Below are 20,680 nucleotides of genomic sequence, written 5' to 3'. Positions count from 1 at the left end.
AGCTGAATTGATTCAGGTCAGGCCATATGGTGATAATTTATCCACAAAATGCTGGTCTGGCTCACTTTTTTACAACGAATTACGAAAGCTCAAAACGCCCTGGGGACGACAGAGCACGGATCCTGGTGAATAATGACGTCTGACCCAGGGAAACGCTGCAAAATCGCCTGCTCCACCTGTTCAGCGACCATATGCGCCTGAACCAGTGGCAGGTTGTCTTCCATTTCCAAATGAATCTGAATAAAGCGGGTCGGCCCTGACTGCCGCGTACGAAGATCGTGAGCACCACTGACGCCAGGCCAGTGGGTCACGATGGCATAAATTTCATCACGTTCTGCATCCGGAAGCGCACGGTCAAGAAGCGACTGTACCGCGTCATACCCCATCCGCAACGCGCTGTATAAAATATAGATCCCTATCCCTAACGCAAACAACGCATCGGCACGATGCCAGCCATACCAGGCCAGACCGAGCGCAATAAGAATAGCCCCATTCATCATAACATCAGACTGATAATGAAGCATATCGGCCCGTACAGCCTGGCTTTGTGTTTTGCGTACAACCCAGCGCTGGAACGTTACAAGAACAAGTGTGCTTATAAGTGCAACTACGGTTACGACCACACCAACGCCCGGATCGTTCATCGGAGAAGGCGAAATAAGATGCTGAATGCCGGTCAAAAACAGGAAAAGCGCGGAGCCAGAAATAAACATACTTTGTGCCAGCGCGGCCAGCGATTCCGCTTTGCCGTGGCCAAACGTATGCTCTTCATCTGCCGGTTGCAGCGAATAGCGCACCACCAGCAGGTTGGTCAGCGAGGCGGCAATATCCACCAGTGAATCCACCAGCGCCGCCAGAATACTAACCGACCCGGTGTACCACCACGCGAAAATTTTAATGATCAGCAAACACGACGCCGTCACCGTCGCGGCTATTGCGGCCCGGCTTACCAGCCGTCCATAGGATTGATTCATAAACACTCCTGTCATGCCATGGCGCTAGTATAACGGATGGCGGTGGAGTGAAAGGATGAATAAAGCGTTAACAACACTGAACGATGGGCAAAAAAAACCCCCACATCATGTGGGGGAAGACAGGGATGGTGTCTATGGCAAGGAAAACAGGGTTTACTGGTTACTACGGGTACTGCTATTGCTACTGAAAAGCGTCATATCTGAGCTTCGCTGCATCCGTGCAACCTCACGCAACTGGTTCATACGTTGCTGATGTTTGGTATTCAAAACCGCTTGCTGCTCGGGCGTTAGCAGGTGGAACATCTGGTTGCGAACCTTCGCCATTTCTACCTGGCGGGCAACCTGTTCCTGCGCCATTTTTTCTGCCTGAGCGCGTACAGCGCTTTCGTCAAAATTTTCTGCGGTGACAAGGCGATGCATTGTCTCCATTTCGCTAACATTAACAGGGGGCTGGTCGTGTCTTGCCCTCTGCATCAGATCTCGCATCTGTTGACGCTGATGTTCGGTTAAACTTATGCCGTCAAACATATGGCTTTGGCTGCTGTGCTGCGTTGCGCCCTCTGCTGAGGAACCGTTATCGCTGTTGATAGCTACAGCAGCCTGGCTAAACGCACAGAAGGCCAGCGTTGAGGCCATGACGGCAGCGGTAACTTTGCGCATCACTTGCTCCCAAAATCTTTCGTGTCGCGATTCAACGAGAGACAGTCTACGATTCAGGCTGCAAACATGCGTCAGGGGGTGTAAAACAACGTAAAGTCATGGATTAGATAGCCTTGATGTCGTAATTTCTGCCTCGGAGGTATTTAAACAATGAATAAAATCCTGTTAGTTGATGATGACCGAGAGCTCACATCTCTTTTAAAGGAGTTGCTCGACATGGAAGGTTTCAACGTCCTGGTTGCCCATGATGGGGAACAGGCGCTGAGTCTCCTTGACGACAGCATCGATTTACTTTTGCTCGACGTCATGATGCCGAAGAAAAACGGTATTGATACGTTGAAAGAGCTTCGCCAGACACACCAGACCCCCGTCATTATGCTGACCGCGCGCGGCAGCGAGCTTGACCGCGTACTCGGCCTTGAGCTGGGTGCGGATGACTATTTACCTAAGCCGTTCAACGACCGTGAACTGGTGGCCCGTATTCGCGCGATCCTGCGCCGCTCTCACTGGAGCGAGCAGCAGCAGAATACCGACAACAGCTCACCTACGCTGGAAGTGGACTCCCTGAGCCTGAACCCGGGCCGCCAGGAAGCGAGCTTCGACGGTGAAACGCTGGAGCTAACCGGCACCGAGTTCACCCTGCTGTATCTGCTGGCGCAGCATCTCGGCCAGGTGGTGTCGCGTGAACACTTGAGCCAGGAAGTGCTGGGCAAACGCCTCACCCCGTTTGACCGCGCCATCGATATGCATATCTCGAACCTGCGCCGTAAGCTGCCGGAGCGTAAAGACGGTCACCCCTGGTTTAAAACCCTGCGTGGTCGCGGTTATCTGATGGTTTCCGCTTCATGATAGGCAGCTTAACCGCCCGCATCTTCGCCATCTTCTGGCTGACGCTGGCACTGGTTTTAATGCTCGTTTTGATGTTGCCAAAACTCGACTCACGCCAGATGACGGAGCTGCTCGACAGCGAGCAACGTCAGGGCGTGATGATCGAGCAGCACGTGGAAGCGGAGCTGGCAAACGATCCGCCGAACGATTTAATGTGGTGGCGCAGGCTGTTTCGCGCTATCGACAAGTGGGCGCCCCCCGGACAACGTCTTTTACTGGTCACTAGTGAAGGCCGCGTGATTGGGGCCGATCGCAATGAAATGCAGATTATCCGCAACTTTATTGGCCAGGCGGATAACGCCGATCACCCGCAGAAAAAGAAATATGGTCGGGTAGAAATGGTGGGCCCTTTCTCGGTGCGGGATGGGGAAGATAACTACCAGCTCTACCTGATTCGCCCCGCGAGCAGTTCCCAGTCCGACTTCATCAACCTGCTGTTTGACCGTCCGCTGTTGCTGTTGATTGTCACCATGCTGGTTAGTTCCCCGCTGCTGTTATGGCTGGCGTGGAGCCTGGCGAAACCGGCGCGTAAGCTGAAAAACGCGGCGGACGAAGTGGCGCAGGGCAACCTGAGGCAGCATCCGGAGCTGGAATCCGGGCCGCAGGAGTTCCTGGCCGCCGGAACCAGTTTTAACCAGATGGTGAGCGCGCTTGATCGAATGATGACGGCCCAGCAACGTCTGCTGTCGGATATCTCCCACGAGCTGCGGACGCCGCTCACGCGTTTACAGCTGGGTACCGCCCTGCTGCGCCGTCGCAGCGGTGAGAGCAAAGAGCTGGAGCGTATTGAGACGGAAGCGCATCGCCTGGACAGCATGATCAACGATCTGCTGGTGATGTCGCGCAATCAGCAGAAAAACGCGCTGGTGAGCGAAACGGTGAAAGCCAATCACCTCTGGCATGAGGTGCTGGACAACGCGGCCTTCGAAGCGGAACAGATGGGCAAATCCTTCACCGTCAATTTCCCGCCGGGCCCGTGGCCGCTGTACGGTAACCCCAACACGTTGGAAAGCGCGCTGGAGAATATCGTGCGTAACGCCCTGCGCTACTCGCACACGAAGATTGAAGTGGCGTTCTCGGTGGATAAAGACGGGATCACTATCATCGTGGACGACGACGGTCCAGGCGTCAGCCCGGAAGATCGCGAGCAGATTTTCCGTCCGTTCTACCGTACCGACGAGGCGCGCGACCGTGAATCTGGCGGTACGGGGCTGGGTCTGGCGATTGTTGAAACCGCCATGCAGCAGCACCGTGGCTGGGTGAAAGCCGATGACAGCCCGCTGGGCGGGCTGCGGCTAACGCTGTGGCTGCCGCTGTATAAGCGTTCGTAATCCCCTCACCCTAACCCTCTCCCCATGGGCGAGAGGGGACGGCTCGGTGCGGTCTTTTCACCCTCGCCCCTCTGGGGAGAGGGCCGGGGTGAGGGGCAATTATTTCCCCCACAATCTCCGCGAACTGCTCTCGATCTTGCCGCTTATCCGCCGCTTCTGCATCGTTCTGGTCCAGCTGGTGGATAATCCTGCCGCTGACAGCAGGCGGTGAAACTGTTCATCGTCGAACGGCATATGCCAGGCAATGGCACAGGCCTCGAATACCGACACCTCACTCAGGCGCGAAGCCAGCTCCAGCGGCGCATCCGCCGAAACCTGTCCCGCCTGCACAACGCGATACAGCCAGCCGGTTTTACCCGCGTTTTGCAGCTGGGCCGACATATCCTGAATGCCAAAATGGTAGTTAAGTTTGAAGCACGGCGAGCGCGGCTGGGTGACCTGAATCAGAGCATCGCCCCAGCGATAAATATCGCCAATAAAGACGTTCTTCTCCGTCAGCCCTTCCGTTGAGAGATTTTCGCCAAACGCGGGGGCGACGAAAAGGTCCGCCTGTTCAGGAAATTCGGTTTTCCAGTGCTGATAGTGCTCGCGCGGATAGTGGCACAGCGCGCGATCGGGCCCGCCGTGGATTTTCTTTTCGGCCTGCTGGTCGCCCGCCAGACCAAGCTCGGTAAGCGTCAGCTCACCGTCGACCTGCACTTTGGCGATAGCGCTCGGGCGACTGCCTTCGTACTCCCTTACCTTGCCTGTAAACACATTCACCGGGTAATGCATCTCCACTCCTTCAGATACAAAAAAAGCGAGTCATCAGACTCGCTTCTCACAGGCGTCAATGCAACCTTATTTTTTAGCGGCGAAACGCGCTGCTGCTTCGTCCCAGTTCACTACATCCCAGAAGGCTTTGATGTAGTCAGGGCGACGGTTCTGGAACTTCAGGTAGTAAGCGTGTTCCCACACGTCCAGACCCAGAATTGGGAAGCCGGATGCGCCAGAGATAGCTTCACCCATCAGCGGGGAGTCCTGGTTTGCGGTTGAAACGACCGCCAGTTTGTCACCTTTCAGGACCAGCCACGCCCAGCCAGAGCCGAAACGGGTTGCAGCGGCTTTTTCGAATTCCGCTTTGAAGTTGTCAACGGAACCGAAGTCACGCTCGATAGCCGCTTTCAGGTCGCCCTGAAGGGTGGTGCCGGTTTTCAGGCCTTTCCAGAACAGGCTGTGGTTAGCGTGACCGCCCGCGTTGTTGCGCAGCACGGTTTTCTTGTCTGCTGGCAGCTGGTCCAGTTTGGTGATCAGCTCTTCAACAGGCAGATTAGCGAACTCTGGCAGGCTTTCCAGCGCAGCATTCGCGTTATTCACGTAGGTCTGGTGATGTTTAGTGTGATGGATTTCCATCGTCTGCTTGTCGAAATGCGGTTCCAGTGCGTCGTAGGCATACGGCAGGGATGGCAGTGTATAACTCATAATCCTCTCCATTATTGTCGGGCGGCACAGCTGTTAATGCCGCGTAAGCAGTTGGTTCATTATAGTTAATTAAATGATATTGAAAATGATTATCAATGCCGTAGTTTTTATAAGGTTATTCGGTTTTTGAGAAATGAAGGAATTGTGAGTCTGCTCACGTGGTTAACGTGCTGATTGCCATTCAAAACAAAAGTGCGGCAACCTTCTGAAGGTTCCCAAACCGCCTAATTTTTACACTCATCAAGTCGGCGGGAAGCCTCCGGCTATAAAAACGATGAGGATGTAAAAATGAATCATGCGATTACGATGGGTATTTTCTGGCATTTGATAGGCGCGGCCAGTGCAGCCTGTTTCTATGCCCCGTTTAAAAAGGTGAAAGGCTGGTCATGGGAAACCATGTGGTCCGTTGGCGGTACCGTGTCCTGGCTGATTTTGCCGTGGACAATCAGCGCCATGCTGCTGCCCGATTTCTGGGGCTACTTCTCCTCCTTCAACGCCTCCACCCTGCTGCCGGTATTCCTGTTCGGCGCGATGTGGGGTATCGGTAATATCAACTACGGCCTCACCATGCGCTACCTCGGAATGTCGATGGGGATTGGCATCGCGATCGGCATTACGCTGATTGTTGGCACCCTGATGACGCCAATCCTCAACGGCAACTTCGATGTGCTGATCAACACCCAGGGTGGGCGAATGACGCTGCTGGGCGTGCTGGTAGCGGTGATCGGCGTGGGAATTGTCACCCGCGCGGGCCAGTTGAAAGAACGCAAGATGGGCATCAAAGCCGAAGAGTTCAACCTGAAGAAAGGGCTGCTACTGGCGGTGATGTGCGGCGTCTTCTCGGCGGGCATGTCGTTCGCGATGAACGCCGCCAAACCGATGCACGACGCCGCTGCGGCGCTGGGCGTCGACCCGCTGTACGTTGCCCTGCCAGGCTACGTGGTGATCATGGGCGGCGGCGCGCTGGTAAACCTCGGATTCTGCTTTATTCGTCTGGCAAAAGTGAACAACCTGTCGGTAAAAGCCGACTTCTCGCTGGCAAAACCGCTGATCGTCACCAACGTCCTGCTCTCCGCCCTCGGCGGTCTGATGTGGTATCTGCAATTCTTCTTCTACGCCTGGGGTCACGCCAGTATTCCGGCGCAGTATGACTACATGAGCTGGATGCTGCACATGAGCTTCTACGTGCTGTGCGGCGGGCTGGTTGGGCTGGTGCTGAAAGAGTGGAACAATGCCGGGCGTCGTCCGGTTAGCGTGCTGAGCCTGGGCTGTGTGGTGATTATTATTGCGGCCAATATCGTCGGCCTCGGCATGGCGAACTGATTACGCTGCCTTTCGACTGCGATGACGCCACTGAACCGGCGTCATCCCCACCTCACGGTTAAACACCACCGAAAAGTAGTTACTGTCCTCAAAGCCGCAGCGCATCGCCACTTCACTCACCATCAGCTCCGTATGCTGTAACAGGTACTGGGCGTGGCAGATGCGCAGCTGGCGCAGATAGTGGTTGACCGTCATCCCCGTCTGGGTGCGGAACTGCTGGCGCAGCGCGCGCTCGCTGCACTGCTCCTGCTCGCAGAATTTTTCCAGCACGAAACTCTTGTTAAGACTGCCCGCAAGCCGGGTGATGAGCTTATCCAGCAGCGCTTCCTGCGTGGTGGCAGAGGGATTATCCGTAGCGTAACGATGGCGCTTCAGGGTCATCACCAGCTGGGCAAAAAGCAGCTCCGACATCTGGTTTGCCACCGGATCGCTCTTCTGGCTCTCCTGCTCCAGCTGGGAAATCGTCTGGCGCACCTGAGCCATGCCGTTGCTGCTTAAGCGCCAGTGCGGTTCGCCTCTGGCATCATGTAAACCGGGGATATTGCCCGCCCAGTCGACATTCAGTTTAAGCCTGTCAGGGCAGTAGATGACGTTCTGCAACACCAGATCGTTAACCGAGGCGTAAGAGTGTTTATCTTCGGCGCGGATGTAGAACAGGTCTCCGCGCGTGATGCGGTAGGGACGGTCGTTGAGGACGTGCAGGCCGTTGCCCCGCCACACCAGCACCAGCTCGCAGAACTCGTGGGTATGCTCGGCAAAGACGTTTTGCGGATAGCGGTCCGCCACCGCAACGGCCTGACTCGCGGAGGCAAAAAAATCATCTTTACGAAGAATTAACTGAGCAGCCACACCACAACCTCGACGGCGAATAACCGGACATTATTAGCCTTTCTGCGGTAAAAAAACGGTGACTGCCCTCGCGTTACTGAAGCAACGCGTCTTTCCCCTGACGGATATCGCGCGGCGACCAGCTAAATTCCCGACGAAACAGCGTTGAAAAGTGGTTACTGTCGCCGAAACCGCAGCGATAGGCGATATCCGTGACGCTTTCATCCGTGTGCCTTAATAGGTGACGCGCTTTGATCAGGCGCAGACGGTTGAGGTAGCGCTGCGGCGTCAGCCCGGTATGCTGCTTGAGCTGACGATGCAGCGTGCGCAGCGAGAGCGAAAAGTCATCCGCCAGCGTTTCCCAGCAGACATCTTCGGCAAAATGATCTTCCAGCCAGGCCATCAGCTGATTCAGGCGCGCGTCGTTATTTTCCAGCCCTTCCACCAGGCTGCTGCGCCGCAGTAGCACCAGCAGCTGCATAAACAGCATCTCGCGGGTAGCAATGGCGTGCGTCTCCTGTCCATCCTCGCTCTGCTCCATCTGGCTTACCAGCTGACGCACCTGCTGCAACGTGGACTGATTCACCCGCCAGTGCGACGGATAATGGCCGTCCTTCTCCTGCGGCAACAGCTGATTCAGCCCGGAGAGAAACTGAAACGCATCCGGAGAACGATAGAGCACATTGGTCAGGCACAGGTTATCGGTATGTTCATACAGGTGCCTGTCGTGATCGCGCACGAAGCACACCGTACCGCCGCTGATGGTATACGGCTGACCATTAAACACGTGGATGCCCGTTCCGTGCTCAACGATCACAATTTCATGAAAATCATGATGATGTTCCGGGAACGCAGCCTGAGGCAGCCGTGGCTCAATCGCAACCGGCGAAGCCCCCGAAGGAAAAAAATCGACGCTGTGCAGTACGGTCATAACGGCCTCTACCAATGAGAAAAGTTCTCAAAATAGTAATTAAGGCCTTCCCCGCTCACCTTAAATTTTTGACAGCAAACCGCGCAAAAGCTGCCGGTTTTTCAAGAAACAGGCGGAAAGATCGGGAAATGCGGTCAGCGTCACACTGCCTGCAAACCCCGCGATTACTGGAAACTGTGAACTCCCTCACGTTCATCTTTGCTTTCTTGCCAGCGCGAGATTTGGGCTGTCAGTGGCGAGAAGGTGGCTATTTCTTCCCTTTCTTACACTCCTCGCTAATGACTTAAGAAAGGACCCGACCATGACTTTTCGCCATTGTGTGGCTGTCGATTTAGGCGCATCCAGCGGCCGTGTAATGCTCGCCACATGGGACTGCGACCTGCACACCCTTACGCTTCGCGAAATGCACCGTTTCGCCAATTGTCTGCAAAAACAGGACGGTTTTGTTACCTGGGATATCGACGCCCTGGAAGCAGAGATCCGCACCGGACTTCACAACGTCTGCGAAGACGGTATTCGCATCGACAGTATCGGCATTGATACCTGGGGTGTGGATTACGTGCTGCTGGACAGTCACGGCGAACGCGTCGGCCTGCCGGTCTCCTACCGCGACAGCCGCACCGATGGGCTGATGGTGCACGCCATCGCGCAGCTTGGCAAGGAGAACATCTATGGTCGCAGTGGCATCCAGTTTCTGCCGTTTAACACGCTGTATCAGCTACGTGCGCTGGTTGAGCAACAGCCTGAGCTGGTCGAAAAGGTGGCGCATGCGCTGCTGATCCCGGACTACTTAAGCTACCGTCTGACCGGCAATATGAACTGGGAATACACCAACGCCACCACCACGCAGCTGGTCAACATCAACACCGATAACTGGGATGAACATCTGCTGGCCTGGACGGGCGCCTCGCCGTCCTGGTTCGGCGCGCCAACCCATCCGGGCAATGTGATCGGTCACTGGCTTTGCCCGCAGGGGAATGAAATCCCTGTTGTCGCCGTCGCCAGTCACGACACCGCGAGCGCGATCATTGCCTCGCCGCTCGCCGACAAAGATGCGGCCTATCTCTCTTCCGGCACCTGGTCGCTGATGGGCTTCGAGAGCAAAACCCCGTACACCAGCGATGCCGCGATGGCGGCGAACATCACCAACGAAGGCGGTGCCGAAGGCCGCTACCGGGTGCTGAAGAACATCATGGGGCTGTGGCTGCTCCAGCGGGTGCTGAAAGAGCAGAACATCACCGACCTGCCCGCGCTTATCGCGGAAACCGAAACGCTGAAGGCCTGCACCTTCCTGATCAACCCGAACGACGATCGCTTTATCAACCCGGTGCACATGAGCGCCGAAATCCAGGCCGCCTGTTTTGAAGCGGGGCAGCCGGTACCTTCCCGCCCCGCCGAGCTGGCACGCTGCATTTTTGACAGCCTCGCCCTGCTGTATGCCGACATCCTGAGCGAGCTGGCTGACCTTCGCGGCAAACCGTTCACACAACTGCATATCGTGGGCGGCGGCTGCCAGAACCAGCTGCTGAACCAGCTCTGCGCGGATGCCTGCGGCATTACCGTGGTGGCAGGTCCGATTGAAGCCTCCACGCTCGGCAATATCGGCATTCAGCTGATGACCCTGGACGAACTTTCAAACGTCGACGATTTCCGTTCGGTGGTGACGGCGAATAACAGCCTGACCACCTTCACCCCCCATCCCTGCCATGAAATTGCCCGCTACCGGGCGCAGTTTCAGCAAAAACGACTGACTAAGGAGCTTTGCGCATGACCACTCAACTTGAACAAGCCTGGGACCTGGCTAAACAGCGTTTCGCCGCCGTCGGCGTGGATGTCGAAGAGGCGCTGCGCCAGCTCGACCGTCTGCCCGTCTCCATGCACTGCTGGCAGGGTGATGACGTCGCCGGTTTCGAGAACCCGGGCGGTTCCCTGACGGGGGGTATTCAGGCCACGGGTAACTACCCGGGCAAAGCGCGCAACGCCACCGAACTGCGTGCGGATCTGGAACTGGCGCTGAGCCTGATCCCCGGGCCAAAGCGCCTGAACCTGCACGCCATTTATCTCGAATCCGACGAGCCGGTCGCGCGTAACGAAATCAAACCGGAACACTTTAAGAACTGGGTGGAGTGGGCGAAGGCCAACCGGCTGGGTCTGGATTTTAACCCGTCCTGCTTCTCGCACCCGCTGAGCGCGGACGGGTTTACCCTTGCGCACGCCAACGACGAAATCCGCCAGTTCTGGATCGACCATGTCAAAGCCAGCCGCCGGGTCTCGGCGTATTTCGGCGAGCAGCTTGGCACGCCATCGGTAATGAATATCTGGATCCCGGACGGCATGAAAGACATCACCGTAGACCGACTGGCCCCGCGTCAGCGTCTGCTGGCCGCGCTGGATGAAGCTATCAGCGAAAAACTGGACCCGGCGCACCACATCGACGCCGTCGAGAGCAAGCTGTTCGGCATTGGCGCAGAGAGCTACACCGTGGGCTCAAACGAGTTCTACATGGGTTACGCCACCAGCCGCCAGACCGCGCTGTGCCTGGATGCCGGCCACTTCCACCCAACCGAGGTGATCTCCGACAAAATCTCCGCCGCCATGCTCTACGTGCCGCGCCTGCTGCTGCACGTCAGCCGCCCGGTGCGCTGGGACAGCGACCACGTGGTGCTGCTGGATGACGAAACCCAGGCCATTGCCAGCGAAATCATCCGCCACGACCTCTTTGACCGCGTACACATTGGCCTCGACTTCTTCGACGCCTCCATCAACCGCATCGCGGCGTGGGTTATCGGCACCCGCAACATGAAGAAAGCCCTGCTGCGCGCGCTGCTGGAGCCTGTCGCCGCCCTGAAACAGCTGGAAGAAAACGGCGACTACACCGCGCGCCTGGCGCTGCTGGAAGAGCAGAAATCCCTGCCGTGGCAGGCGGTGTGGGAGATGTACTGCCAGCGTCACGATGCGCCTGCGGGCAGCCAGTGGCTGGACAACGTGCGGGCATATGAGGAAGACGTGTTGAGTCAGCGCGGGTAACTGCCCCCTCACCCCTGCCCTCTCCCCAAAGGGGAGAGGGAGCAAACCATCCCCTCTCCCCTTTGGGGAGAGGGTTAGGGTGAGGGGTTCAACCTCACCGCGATAACTGGAAATGAAAACTATGCAGACCATCACCACTTCCTGGTTCGTCCAGGGCATGATCAAAGCCACCTCTGACGCCTGGCTCAAAGGCTGGGATGAGCGCAACGGCGGCAACCTAACGCTACGCCTGGACGACGCGGATATCGAGCCATTTGCCGCCGATTTCCACCAGAAGCCGCGCTATATCGCCCTGAGCCAGCCGATGCCGCTGCTCGCCAACACGCCGTTTATCGTCACCGGTTCCGGGAAGTTCTTCCGCAACGTCCAGCTCGATCCGCAGGCCAACCTTGGCGTGGTGAAAGTGGACAGCGACGGCGCGGGCTACCACATTCTGTGGGGGCTAACGGACGACGCGGTGCCTACCTCTGAACTGCCGGCGCACTTCCTCTCCCACTGCGAGCGCATCAAGGCGACCAATGGCAAGGACCGCGTGATCATGCACTGCCACGCCACCAACCTGATCGCCCTGACCTACGTGCTGGAAAATAATTCTGATTTCTTCACTCGCAAACTGTGGGAAGGCAGTACCGAGTGTCTGGTGGTGTTCCCGGACGGCGTCGGCATTCTGCCGTGGATGGTGCCGGGCACCGACGAAATCGGTCAGGCAACCGCAGCGGACATGCAGAAGCACTCACTGGTGCTGTGGCCGTTCCACGGCGTCTTCGGCAGCGGCCCGACGCTGGATGAAACCTTCGGCCTGATCGACACCGCCGAGAAATCCGCGGAAGTGCTGGTGAAGGTCTATTCCATGGGCGGCATGAAGCAGACCATCACCCGGGAAGAGCTGATCGCCCTGGGCAAACGCTTTGGCGTCACCCCCATGCAGTCGGCGTTAGATCTGTACCAATAACAACATCGCGCCCCGCTCATTGAGACGGGGCGAAAACCACCTGCAATCCCTACAACTAACTCAAGTCAGTGGAGTAAAAGCAATGAAAATAAAAGCAAGCTTGATCCTCACCGTTGCCGCTCTGGCGTTGTCCGGTTCCGCTTTAGCAGAAGTGAAAATCGCCCTGGTGGCGAAGTCCTTAGGAAATGGATTCTTCGAGGCAGCGAACGTCGGCGCGCAGGAGGCGGCCAAAGAGTTAGGCGATGTAAAAGTGATTTATACCGGCCCGACTACCACCACGGCGGAAGCGCAGATCGAGGTGCTGAACGGGTTGATCGCCCAGGGCGTGGATGCGATCGCGATTTCCGCGAACGATCCGGACGCCGTCGTGCCGGTGCTGAAAAAAGCGATGCAGCGCGGCATTAAGGTTGTGTCGTGGGACTCCGGGGTGGCGAAAGCCGGACGCCAGATCCACCTCAACCCGTCCAATAATGCCCTGATTGGCGAAACCAACGTGAAGCTCGCCGCCGACGCGCTGAAAGCGCTGAACGTGGAGAAGGGCGACGTGGCGGTGCTGAGCGCCACGCCAACCTCCACCAACCAGAATACATGGATTGCGGAGATGAAAAAGGTGCTGCCGAAGTACCCGTCCGTCAATCTGGTGACCGTGGCCTACGGAGACGATCTCTCTGACAAAAGCTACCGCGAAGCGGTCGGCTTGCTGAAAACCTACCCCGAACTGAAAGTGATTGTTTCGCCATCGTCCGTGGGCATTGTGGCCGCTGCGCAGGCGGTGAAGGACCAGGGCAAGATTGGCAAAGTGTACGTCACCGGTTTAGGCCTGCCGTCCGAGATGGCGGGCGCGGTGAAGTCCGGCGCGAGCAAGAGCTTTGCCATCTGGAACCCGATCGACCTCGGCTATGCGGCAACCTACCTGGCGGATGACCTGGTGAAAGGCACGGCCACGAAAGGCGAGGCCAGCATGGGCAGACTGGGCAAAGTGAAGCTGGATGCTGACGGCAACGGCGCGATGGCCGAGCCGTTCGTCTACGATGCCAGCAATATTGATAAGTTCTCGAAAATCTTTTGATGCAATTTGTAGGCCGGATAAGCGTAGCGCCATCCGGCAAAAGGCGGGTGGCGCTGCCGCTTACCCGCCCTACAAATTCCTCTGTCCAGGAGAACTATCATGACCCCATTGCTACAGCTTTCTGGCATCACCAAGGTGTTCCCCGGCGTGCGTGCTCTTGAGAACGTGCAGCTTGCGCTGTGGCCCGGCAAAGTGACGGCGCTTATCGGCGAAAACGGCGCGGGCAAGTCGACGCTGGTCAAAGTGATGACCGGCATTTACCAGCCCGACGAGGGCGAAATTCTCTATAAAGCGATCCCCGTTCATCTCCCGACGCCGGAGTCGGCGCATAAAATGGGCATCACCGCCATTCACCAGGAAACCGTGCTGTTTGATGAACTCTCGGTCACCGAGAATATTTTTGTCGGTCAGTACCTTCACAAAGGCTTCCTGAAAAAGCTCGACTGGCCGGAAATGCACCGCCGGGCGCAGGCGATCCTCACGCGGCTGGAAGTGCAAATCGACCCGCGCGCGACGCTGAAAACCCTGAGCATCGCCCAGCGTCACATGGTGGCGATTGCCCGCGCGCTGTCGTTTGAGGCGCAGGTGGTGATCCTCGATGAACCGACGGCGGCGCTGTCGCAGCATGAAATCCTCGAGTTTTACCAGATTGTGGAGCGCTTAAAGCAGGAGGGCAAAGCCATCCTGTTTATTTCCCACAAGTTCGACGAGATTTTTGAGCTGGCCGATCACTACACTATTTTGCGCGACGGCGCGTTCGTCGGTGCAGGTGCAATAAATGAGATCACCGAGGAGCGCATGGTGTCGATGATGGTCGGGCGCGCCATTACCCAAACTTTCCCTAACATCGACTGCGAAAAAGGCGAGACGGTGCTGGAGGTGAAAAACCTCTGCCATCCGACCGAGTTTGCGCATATCTCGTTCTCCCTGCGTAAAGGGGAAATCCTCGGCTTTTACGGGCTGGTGGGGGCCGGGCGTACCGAGCTGATGCAGGCGCTTTCCGGCGTCACGCGGCCATCGTCCGGGAAAATTATCCTCAACGGACAGCCCCGGCGCTTCCGCCAGCCTGCGGATGCGATCAAAGCCGGTATCGTCTGCGTGCCGGAAGAAAGACAGAAACAGGGGGCGATTATCGCCCTGCCGATTGCCCAGAACATCAGCCTGCCTCAGCTCAGCAAGCTCAATCCGAACGGTGTGCTGCATGACGACCGTGAATGGAAGCTGGCGGACGAGTACGCCAAACGCCTGCAAGTGAAAGCCTTCAGTTGGAAGCAGGCGGTGGAGACCCTCTCTGGCGGCAACCAGCAAAAGGTCGTGATCGGCAAATGGCTGGCGACGCACCCTGACGTGATTATCCTCGATGAGCCGACAAAAGGCATCGATATCGGCTCAAAAGCAGCCGTGCATCAGTTTATGTCCGAGCTGGTCAGTCAGGGGCTGGCGGTAATTATGGTCTCGTCCGAACTGCCGGAAGTGATGGGCATGGCGGATCGCATTATCGTCATGCACGAGGGGCTGATGGTGGCCGAGTACCAGGCGGGAGACGCGACGGCGGAAACCATCGTCAGCGCCGCCAGCGGTGCAAAACAGGAGGCGGCATAATGCTTAGCTCACTCTTAAAACACCGCGAAGCCCTGCTGGGCGCGGTGATTATCCTGATGATCGTCGCCATTGGTAGCCGCGTGCCATCGTTTATCGCGCCGGGCAACCTGGTGGAGATGTTTAACGACACCGCCATTCTGATCGTCCTCGCGCTCGGGCAGATGATGGTGCTTCTCACGAAAGGCATCGACCTGTCGATGGCGGCCAATCTGGCCCTGACCGGGATGATTGTCGCCCTGATTAATTTCCATTACCCGGACGTGCCCGTCTGGGCGCTGCTGATCCTTGCCAGCGTGCTTGGGCTGCTGATGGGCGCGATAAACGGCCTGCTGGTGTGGAAGCTGGGCATTCCGGCGATTGTGGTAACGCTCGGTACTATGAGCATCTACCGTGGAATGATCTTTTTGCTCTCCGGCGGCGGCTGGGTGAACTCAAACCAGATGGGTACAGATTTCCTCGGCCTGCCACGTGCGTCAGTGCTGGGCTTGCCGGTGCTGAGCTGGTGCGCCATCGCCGCGCTGCTGCTGGTGGGCTACTTCCTGCGCTACAGCCGCACCGGACGAGCGCTCTACACCGCAGGCGGTAATGCCACGGCAGCGTACTACACCGGGATCAACGCCGGAAAAATGCAGTTCATTAGTTTCTGCCTTTCCGGTCTGCTGGCCGGGTTCTGCGGCTACCTGTGGATATCGCGCTTTGCCGTTGCGTATGTTGACGTCGCTAACGGTTTTGAATTGCAGGTGGTGGCAGCCTGTGTGATTGGGGGGATCAGCACCATGGGCGGCACCGGGCGCGTGCTCGGCTGTCTGTTTGGCGCACTGTTCCTCGGGGTGATTAACAACGCCCTGCCGGTGATCGGCGTCTCCCCGTTCTGGCAGATGGCGATTTCCGGCACGGTAATTGTGATAGCGGTGCTGCTGAACGAGCGCGGCAATAAACGTAAAGGCCGATTGATACTGCGCGATGCGGCGCTGGCACGTCAGAAACTGGCGGTGAAATCATGAGCAAAATGATGACATCTGAAGCAATCAAACCCACTTCTGCGCCGGGCTTCTTCCAGCGTCTGCTGTGCTGGGAGGGCTTCCTGCTGGCGGTGACGCTGGCGGTGTTTGTGGTGAACGCGCTCGCCTCACCCTACTTCCTCAATATCTGGAACCTCTCCGACGCGACGTTCAACTTCACCGAAAAAGCGATCATCGTGTTGCCGATGGCGATGCTGATTATCGCCAGGGAAATTGACCTGTCGGTAGCCTCCACCATCGCGCTCAGCTCCACGGTGATGGGCTTTTGCGCTGCGGCGGGCGTCGATACGCCGCTGCTGGTCTGCGTCGGATTAGGCGTCGGGCTACTGTGCGGGCTGTTCAACGGCATTCTGGTGACGCGCTTTAACCTGTCGTCCATCGTCATCACCATCGGCACCATGAGCCTGTACCGCGGGATCACCTACATCCTGCTCGGGGACCAGGCGCTGAACAGCTACCCGGAGAGCTTCGCCTGGTTCGGCCAGGGCTACGTCTGGGGCGCGTTGTCGTTTGAGTTTGCGCTGTTTATCGTGCTGGCCGCTCTGTTTGCCTTTGTGCTGCACCGCACGAACTTTGGCCGCCGCACCTACGCCATCGGCAACAACCCGACCGGCGCGTGGTACTCCGGCATCAACGTGAAGCGCCACAACCTGATCCTCTTCGCGCTGGTTGGGCTGATGTCCGGCCTGGCGTCGGTGCTGCTTACCTCGCGTCTGGGCAGCACCCGCCCGACCATCGCGATGGGCTGGGAGCTGGCGGTGGTGACGATGGCGGTGCTCGGCGGCGTCAATATTCTCGGTGGGTCCGGCAGCATGGTGGGCGTGATTATCGCCGCCTTCCTGATGGGGCTGGTGACCTTCGGCCTAAGCCTGCTCAACGTGCCCGGCATTGTGATGTCGGTGATTATCGGCGCGATGCTGATCGTGGTGATTTCGCTGCCGATTATTACCCGCCGGATGATGCTGCGAAGACGGAATTAAATTGCCCCTCACCCCTGCCCTCTCCCCTGAGGGGAGAGGGTGAAAAGCCGCACCAAGCAGTCCCCTCTCCCCTCCGGGGAGAGGGTTAGGGTGAGGGGAACGGATTACCTCAAAAGCATATTAAGGAGAATTATCATGAGCTTTATGTTGGCACTCCCCAAAATCAGCCTGCACGGCGCGGGCGCGATCGGCGATATGGTCAATCTGGTGGCAAACAAACAGTGGGGAAAAGCGCTGATTGTCACCGACGGCCAGTTGGTGAAGCTGGGCCTGCTCGACAGTTTGTTTTCCGCGCTGGACGCCCATCAGATGTCGTATCACCTGTTCGATGAAGTATTCCCGAATCCGACGGAAGCGCTGGTGCAAAAAGGCTATGCGGCATATCAGGATGCAGAGTGTGATTACCTGATTGCCTTTGGCGGCGGCAGCCCGATTGATACCGCCAAGGCAATCAAAATCCTCACCGCCAACCCCGGTCCGTCAACCGATTATTCCGGCGTCGGCAAGGTGAAAAACGCGGGCGTGCCGCTGGTAGCGATCAACACCACCGCAGGCACGGCAGCGGAGATGACCAGCAACGCGGTGATCATCGACGCCGCGCGTCAGGTGAAAGAGGTGATCATCGACCCGAACATCATCCCGGATATCGCCGTGGACGATGCCAGCGTGATGCTCGATATTCCGGCCTCCGTAACCGCCGCAACCGGCATGGACGCGCTAACCCACGCCATTGAAGCTTACGTGTCCGTAGGTGCACACCCGCTGACCGATGCCAACGCGCTGGAAGCCATTCGTCTGATCAACCTCTGGCTGCCGAAAGCGGTCGACGACGGTCACAACCTGGAAGCGCGCGAGCAGATGGCTTTTGGGCAGTATCTGGCGGGCATGGCGTTTAACAGCGCCGGGTTGGGGCTGGTGCATGCTCTGGCGCACCAGCCGGGCGCGACGCACAACCTGCCGCACGGCGTCTGCAACGCCATCCTGCTGCCGATCATCGAAAACTTTAACCGCCCGAACGCGGTCGCCCGATTCGCCCGTGTGGCACAGGCGATGGGCGTTGACACGCGCAGCATGAGCGACGAAGCGGCCAGCATGTCCGCCATTCAGGCGATTCGCGATCTGAGCGCCCGGGTCGGCATTCCGTCCGGATTTAGCCAGCTCGGCGTGACCAAAGCCGATATTGAAGGCTGGCTGGATAAAGCGCTCGCTGACCCGTGCGCGCCGTGCAACCCGCGCACCGCCAGCCGCGATGAGGTCCGCGAGCTGTACCTGGAGGCATTATGATCCGCAAAGCGTTTGTGATGCAGGTAAACCCGGATGCGCACGAGGAGTATGCGCGCCGCCACAACCCGATCTGGCCTGAGCTGGAAGCGGTACTGAAAGCCCACGGCGCGCACCACTACGCCATTTACCTCGACAAAGCCCGCAACCTGCTGTTTGCGACAGTGGAGATTGAATCGGAAGAGCGCTGGAACGCGGTGGCAAACACCGACGTCTGCCAGCGCTGGTGGAAACATATGGCTGACGTTATGCCGTCTAACCCGGACAACAGCCCGGTGAGTGCGGAGCTGAACGAGGTGTTTTACCTGGACTGAGCCATGGCCCGGCATATTGTGTCGGGTCGCGTTATTTAACCGGCCAGTTATAAACAGCGCTATTACCGTTGTCGTCGATTAACTCCCCCTGCACCTGCCCGGAGAAGGGGGCATTGGCGGCAAAGGCGTAGCGCTTCTCCCCGAAGGGGGCAACCATCATGTCGGGTAGTTGTGTCACCGGATACAGCTTTTCGCCTGCCTTAAAGTTAATGCCCGCAAAAGAGACAAAGTAAGGCGAATCATTATGACAAACCAGCACAGAACCCTCGCGATGAAAGGTTAATCGCGCCCACGCGCTTTCTGGATTGTTGAGCGACGCCGGACGCCAGAATATTTTCATCTGTGTATTCATCGTCAGCACCATGCTTTGTTGTTGTGTGGCAACACTTCCGGTAGGCGGGATTTCATAGATGTTCAGCCAGAATGCCGATTCCCGGTCAGTGGGCATACGCGCTTTGTTGTGCATGATACGTAGCCCTTGTACGCCCTTAGGCTCCAGACGAAACAACGGCGGCACCGCAACAAACGGCGTTTTAACACTTCCCGGTTCGCGATTGATATCGCCATCATCCACCCAGGTTTGCACGACTACCGGCCACGGATTGGTATTCACCAGCATCAGACTCTGTTGCGCTTCGCCTTCATGAAAAATCACACGCGTTGCGGAGGCAATAATGCCCGCTGCGCAGGGCCAGGACACAAGCATCCATAGCAATAACAGAGAAATACGCATCATTGCACTTTCACCCAAACATACGCCCTGGCATCTACCTTACCGGCAGCGATCGCCTCGTCAGGTAAACGCACCAGTGAAGCATTAAAGTTAATCAGGTAGTCCTGGGTATTCCCTGATCCTGCAATTCGGGTTGCCCCTACATTGACGGGATACCAGCCACCGCTATTGCCCGTTGCGCAACTGGTGGTCATACAGCGATCCCAACCGAGGAACTGGCGAACTATACCGTCGCTGGCATTAGCAATCTGTATCCCCACTCCCCTTGCCATACCGGTTTGTCCGTAATTCTCGGAAAGGAGATGGCTCACCCCGCCGCTGCTGTTGACCAGCCCAAGAGTTTGCGCGGCGAGAAAGCTTTCGTAAGGCACCTGTAACCCCAGCGCCGTCTGGTTTTGCGCCACACCGCCGACGGCTGTATTTTCACAACGAACCGTCACGCTGAAATTGGCTTGCGCCGCTTTGCCGCTTTCCAGCTCAGTTCGCGAAATAGAAGGGAACACGACCACAGGCGTGACGTTTTTCGCCACGCACGTAGCGATGGTGGTCAGCGTTGAGACAGGTGCCGTTCCCATGTTTAACGCCATCCAGTTATCGTAACCCCACCCGGTGTAACTGGTTGCCGAGTCTCCGGAATCACAGTAAGCATCGTTATTTTTACTGCCCGGCGAACAAAAACTGACGTAGCCATTGGGCTGATTACAGCTATAGCTGCCGCTACTCACCGGAGCGCCACACCAGGTTCCGGCTCCCGTGTTGGTGGGAACATCTGCGCTGAGACGAATCGCCTCGGCGCGAATGGGGCTAAAATCCTTGACCCGAATATAAATTTTTTTGCCATCGTCTGAGACCGCGTAACGGGTCATCGGTATCCGTTGATAATTTCGGGTAAACACAGTGCCTGAGTTAAGGTGCGTTAAACGCACCCCGACTTTTTTAAATAAGGTGCCGTAAACATTCGGATTACCGCTTGCCTGCCCCAAATCCCAGTAGCCGCCGTAACGGTCATCTCCGTTAGTGGCAATGATTTCGAAGATGTTATTTTTATCGCTAATATCGCAGACCCACAAAATATTATCGGGGCTGCTATAGAGCGGATTATCAGAGAAGCGCACCACGCTACTAGCCAAAACTGTACCTTCCGGCTGAACGTCAATGCTGCTGACATTGATACGCCCCAGCGCAAGCCCTGTCCCCATTCCGTCCTCTTCGGTGTGCTCGAATTTTGGCCCTTTTTCGCACTGGGCAAACGCCGCCACGCTCATCAGGCAAAATGCCGCGACGACAAAACGTAGTCTGTTCAT

At 57.3% G+C, this 20,680-nt stretch carries 20 protein-coding genes; 12 read left to right on the top strand and 8 right to left on the bottom strand.

Features of this window, described 5'->3' with window-relative positions:
* Window positions 1–89: 89 nt before the first annotated feature.
* Both fieF and cpxP read right to left on the bottom strand, forming a co-directional pair.
* A complete protein-coding gene (fieF, locus tag AC4OVS_RS22630; protein WP_023298903.1) occupies window positions 90–974 on the bottom strand; it encodes a CDF family cation-efflux transporter FieF in 885 nt (294 codons plus the stop codon).
* A 153-nt stretch (window positions 975–1,127) separates the two neighbouring features.
* The gene (gene cpxP / locus AC4OVS_RS22625; RefSeq protein WP_023305089.1) at window positions 1,128–1,634 is read right to left on the bottom strand and encodes a cell-envelope stress modulator CpxP; all 507 of its coding nucleotides are present in this window, start codon (window positions 1,632–1,634) and stop codon (window positions 1,128–1,130) included.
* Between the two features lie 150 nt (window positions 1,635–1,784).
* On the opposite strand from cpxP, the gene cpxR reads away from it, so the two are divergent.
* Both cpxR and cpxA read left to right on the top strand, forming a co-directional pair.
* Complete coding sequence (gene cpxR / locus AC4OVS_RS22620; protein WP_003862004.1) at window positions 1,785–2,483, top strand: envelope stress response regulator transcription factor CpxR; 699 nt, start codon at window positions 1,785–1,787, stop codon at window positions 2,481–2,483.
* Entirely contained in the window at window positions 2,480–3,853 is a 1,374-nt protein-coding gene (gene cpxA, locus AC4OVS_RS22615; protein WP_022649811.1) for an envelope stress sensor histidine kinase CpxA, read from the top strand. The genes cpxR and cpxA overlap by 4 nt, the downstream gene beginning before the upstream one ends.
* Before the next feature lie 99 nt (window positions 3,854–3,952).
* On the opposite strand, the gene yiiM is transcribed toward cpxA, so the two are convergent.
* Window positions 3,953–4,627, bottom strand: a complete 675-nt coding sequence (gene yiiM, locus AC4OVS_RS22610; RefSeq protein WP_165716208.1) for a 6-hydroxyaminopurine reductase — start codon at window positions 4,625–4,627, stop codon at window positions 3,953–3,955.
* 66 nt (window positions 4,628–4,693) lie between these two features.
* Window positions 4,694–5,314: a superoxide dismutase [Mn] gene (gene sodA, locus AC4OVS_RS22605; RefSeq protein ID WP_003861999.1), complete on the bottom strand. Its 621-nt coding sequence runs from the start codon at window positions 5,312–5,314 to the stop codon at window positions 4,694–4,696.
* A 288-nt stretch (window positions 5,315–5,602) separates the two neighbouring features.
* Here sodA and rhaT point away from each other — a divergent pair, with 288 nt between their 5' ends.
* Window positions 5,603–6,637, top strand: coding sequence for an L-rhamnose/proton symporter RhaT (gene rhaT / locus AC4OVS_RS22600; RefSeq protein WP_491922732.1), 1,035 nt, complete (start codon window positions 5,603–5,605; stop codon window positions 6,635–6,637).
* Here rhaT and rhaR read toward each other — a convergent pair whose 3' ends face one another.
* Together rhaR and rhaS (AC4OVS_RS22590) are read right to left on the bottom strand one after the other, a co-directional pair.
* The gene (gene rhaR / locus AC4OVS_RS22595; RefSeq protein ID WP_022649814.1) at window positions 6,638–7,486 is read right to left on the bottom strand and encodes an HTH-type transcriptional activator RhaR; all 849 of its coding nucleotides are present in this window, start codon (window positions 7,484–7,486) and stop codon (window positions 6,638–6,640) included. It abuts the gene before it with no gap.
* Between the two features lie 73 nt (window positions 7,487–7,559).
* Window positions 7,560–8,396, bottom strand: a complete 837-nt coding sequence (rhaS, locus tag AC4OVS_RS22590; protein WP_022649815.1) for an HTH-type transcriptional activator RhaS — start codon at window positions 8,394–8,396, stop codon at window positions 7,560–7,562.
* A gap of 301 nt (window positions 8,397–8,697) precedes the next feature.
* Between rhaS (AC4OVS_RS22590) and rhaB the strand changes: the two genes are divergently transcribed.
* The 9 genes from rhaB to rhaM all read left to right on the top strand — a co-directional run bounded on the left by rhaB (window position 8,698) and on the right by rhaM (window position 18,643).
* Window positions 8,698–10,167, top strand: coding sequence for a rhamnulokinase (gene rhaB, locus AC4OVS_RS22585; RefSeq protein WP_491922731.1), 1,470 nt, complete (start codon window positions 8,698–8,700; stop codon window positions 10,165–10,167).
* Entirely contained in the window at window positions 10,164–11,423 is a 1,260-nt protein-coding gene (gene rhaA / locus AC4OVS_RS22580; protein WP_022649817.1) for an L-rhamnose isomerase, read from the top strand. Before rhaB ends, rhaA begins: the two co-directional genes overlap by 4 nt.
* A gap of 121 nt (window positions 11,424–11,544) precedes the next feature.
* The gene (gene rhaD / locus AC4OVS_RS22575) at window positions 11,545–12,375 is read left to right on the top strand and encodes a rhamnulose-1-phosphate aldolase (protein WP_063148347.1); all 831 of its coding nucleotides are present in this window, start codon (window positions 11,545–11,547) and stop codon (window positions 12,373–12,375) included.
* An 82-nt stretch (window positions 12,376–12,457) separates the two neighbouring features.
* The gene (gene rhaS, locus AC4OVS_RS22570; RefSeq protein ID WP_023298909.1) at window positions 12,458–13,444 is read left to right on the top strand and encodes a rhamnose ABC transporter substrate-binding protein; all 987 of its coding nucleotides are present in this window, start codon (window positions 12,458–12,460) and stop codon (window positions 13,442–13,444) included.
* Between the two features lie 99 nt (window positions 13,445–13,543).
* Window positions 13,544–15,046 (top strand): sugar ABC transporter ATP-binding protein, encoded by a 1,503-nt coding sequence (locus AC4OVS_RS22565; RefSeq protein ID WP_491922730.1) that lies wholly within the window; start codon window positions 13,544–13,546, stop codon window positions 15,044–15,046.
* Window positions 15,046–16,050 carry an ABC transporter permease gene (locus AC4OVS_RS22560; protein WP_023305096.1) on the top strand — a complete coding sequence of 335 codons (1,005 nt, stop codon included), beginning with the start codon at window positions 15,046–15,048 and terminating at the stop codon, window positions 16,048–16,050. Before AC4OVS_RS22565 ends, AC4OVS_RS22560 begins: the two co-directional genes overlap by 1 nt.
* The gene (locus AC4OVS_RS22555; protein ID WP_271074922.1) at window positions 16,047–17,048 is read left to right on the top strand and encodes an ABC transporter permease; all 1,002 of its coding nucleotides are present in this window, start codon (window positions 16,047–16,049) and stop codon (window positions 17,046–17,048) included. Before AC4OVS_RS22560 ends, AC4OVS_RS22555 begins: the two co-directional genes overlap by 4 nt.
* Window positions 17,049–17,183: 135 nt before the next feature.
* The gene (gene fucO, locus AC4OVS_RS22550; protein ID WP_048965901.1) at window positions 17,184–18,332 is read left to right on the top strand and encodes a lactaldehyde reductase; all 1,149 of its coding nucleotides are present in this window, start codon (window positions 17,184–17,186) and stop codon (window positions 18,330–18,332) included.
* Window positions 18,329–18,643, top strand: a complete 315-nt coding sequence (gene rhaM / locus AC4OVS_RS22545) for an L-rhamnose mutarotase (RefSeq protein WP_022649824.1) — start codon at window positions 18,329–18,331, stop codon at window positions 18,641–18,643. The genes fucO and rhaM overlap by 4 nt, the downstream gene beginning before the upstream one ends.
* A gap of 31 nt (window positions 18,644–18,674) precedes the next feature.
* Here rhaM and AC4OVS_RS22540 read toward each other — a convergent pair whose 3' ends face one another.
* Both AC4OVS_RS22540 and AC4OVS_RS22535 read right to left on the bottom strand, forming a co-directional pair.
* Window positions 18,675–19,379, bottom strand: a complete 705-nt coding sequence (locus tag AC4OVS_RS22540) for a fimbrial biogenesis chaperone (RefSeq protein WP_022649825.1) — start codon at window positions 19,377–19,379, stop codon at window positions 18,675–18,677.
* The gene (locus AC4OVS_RS22535) at window positions 19,376–20,680 is read right to left on the bottom strand and encodes a fimbrial protein (protein WP_491922729.1); all 1,305 of its coding nucleotides are present in this window, start codon (window positions 20,678–20,680) and stop codon (window positions 19,376–19,378) included. Before AC4OVS_RS22535 ends, AC4OVS_RS22540 begins: the two co-directional genes overlap by 4 nt.

It is taken from the genome of Enterobacter sp. 4974935 (assembly GCF_058661735.1).
Note: the sequence above shows the minus strand (reverse complement) of the source record. Positions and strands in the feature narration are given on the sequence as shown.

What these genes read in the sequence shown, in the direction of transcription:
- fieF (WP_023298903.1), bottom strand. Translation starts at nt 974, where the DNA reads ATGAATCAATCCTATGGACGGCTGGTAAGCCGGGCCGCAATAGCCGCG.
- cpxP (WP_023305089.1), bottom strand. Translation starts at nt 1,634, where the DNA reads ATGCGCAAAGTTACCGCTGCCGTCATGGCCTCAACGCTGGCCTTCTGT.
- cpxR (WP_003862004.1), top strand. Translation starts at nt 1,785, where the DNA reads ATGAATAAAATCCTGTTAGTTGATGATGACCGAGAGCTCACATCTCTT.
- cpxA (WP_022649811.1), top strand. Translation starts at nt 2,480, where the DNA reads ATGATAGGCAGCTTAACCGCCCGCATCTTCGCCATCTTCTGGCTGACG.
- yiiM (WP_165716208.1), bottom strand. Translation starts at nt 4,627, where the DNA reads ATGCATTACCCGGTGAATGTGTTTACAGGCAAGGTAAGGGAGTACGAA.
- sodA (WP_003861999.1), bottom strand. Translation starts at nt 5,314, where the DNA reads ATGAGTTATACACTGCCATCCCTGCCGTATGCCTACGACGCACTGGAA.
- rhaT (WP_491922732.1), top strand. Translation starts at nt 5,603, where the DNA reads ATGAATCATGCGATTACGATGGGTATTTTCTGGCATTTGATAGGCGCG.
- rhaS (WP_022649815.1), bottom strand. Translation starts at nt 8,396, where the DNA reads ATGACCGTACTGCACAGCGTCGATTTTTTTCCTTCGGGGGCTTCGCCG.
- rhaB (WP_491922731.1), top strand. Translation starts at nt 8,698, where the DNA reads ATGACTTTTCGCCATTGTGTGGCTGTCGATTTAGGCGCATCCAGCGGC.
- rhaA (WP_022649817.1), top strand. Translation starts at nt 10,164, where the DNA reads ATGACCACTCAACTTGAACAAGCCTGGGACCTGGCTAAACAGCGTTTC.
- rhaD (WP_063148347.1), top strand. Translation starts at nt 11,545, where the DNA reads ATGCAGACCATCACCACTTCCTGGTTCGTCCAGGGCATGATCAAAGCC.
- rhaS (WP_023298909.1), top strand. Translation starts at nt 12,458, where the DNA reads ATGAAAATAAAAGCAAGCTTGATCCTCACCGTTGCCGCTCTGGCGTTG.
- AC4OVS_RS22565 (WP_491922730.1), top strand. Translation starts at nt 13,544, where the DNA reads ATGACCCCATTGCTACAGCTTTCTGGCATCACCAAGGTGTTCCCCGGC.
- AC4OVS_RS22560 (WP_023305096.1), top strand. Translation starts at nt 15,046, where the DNA reads ATGCTTAGCTCACTCTTAAAACACCGCGAAGCCCTGCTGGGCGCGGTG.
- AC4OVS_RS22555 (WP_271074922.1), top strand. Translation starts at nt 16,047, where the DNA reads ATGAGCAAAATGATGACATCTGAAGCAATCAAACCCACTTCTGCGCCG.
- fucO (WP_048965901.1), top strand. Translation starts at nt 17,184, where the DNA reads ATGAGCTTTATGTTGGCACTCCCCAAAATCAGCCTGCACGGCGCGGGC.
- rhaM (WP_022649824.1), top strand. Translation starts at nt 18,329, where the DNA reads ATGATCCGCAAAGCGTTTGTGATGCAGGTAAACCCGGATGCGCACGAG.
- AC4OVS_RS22540 (WP_022649825.1), bottom strand. Translation starts at nt 19,379, where the DNA reads ATGATGCGTATTTCTCTGTTATTGCTATGGATGCTTGTGTCCTGGCCC.
- AC4OVS_RS22535 (WP_491922729.1), bottom strand. Translation starts at nt 20,680, where the DNA reads ATGAACAGACTACGTTTTGTCGTCGCGGCATTTTGCCTGATGAGCGTG.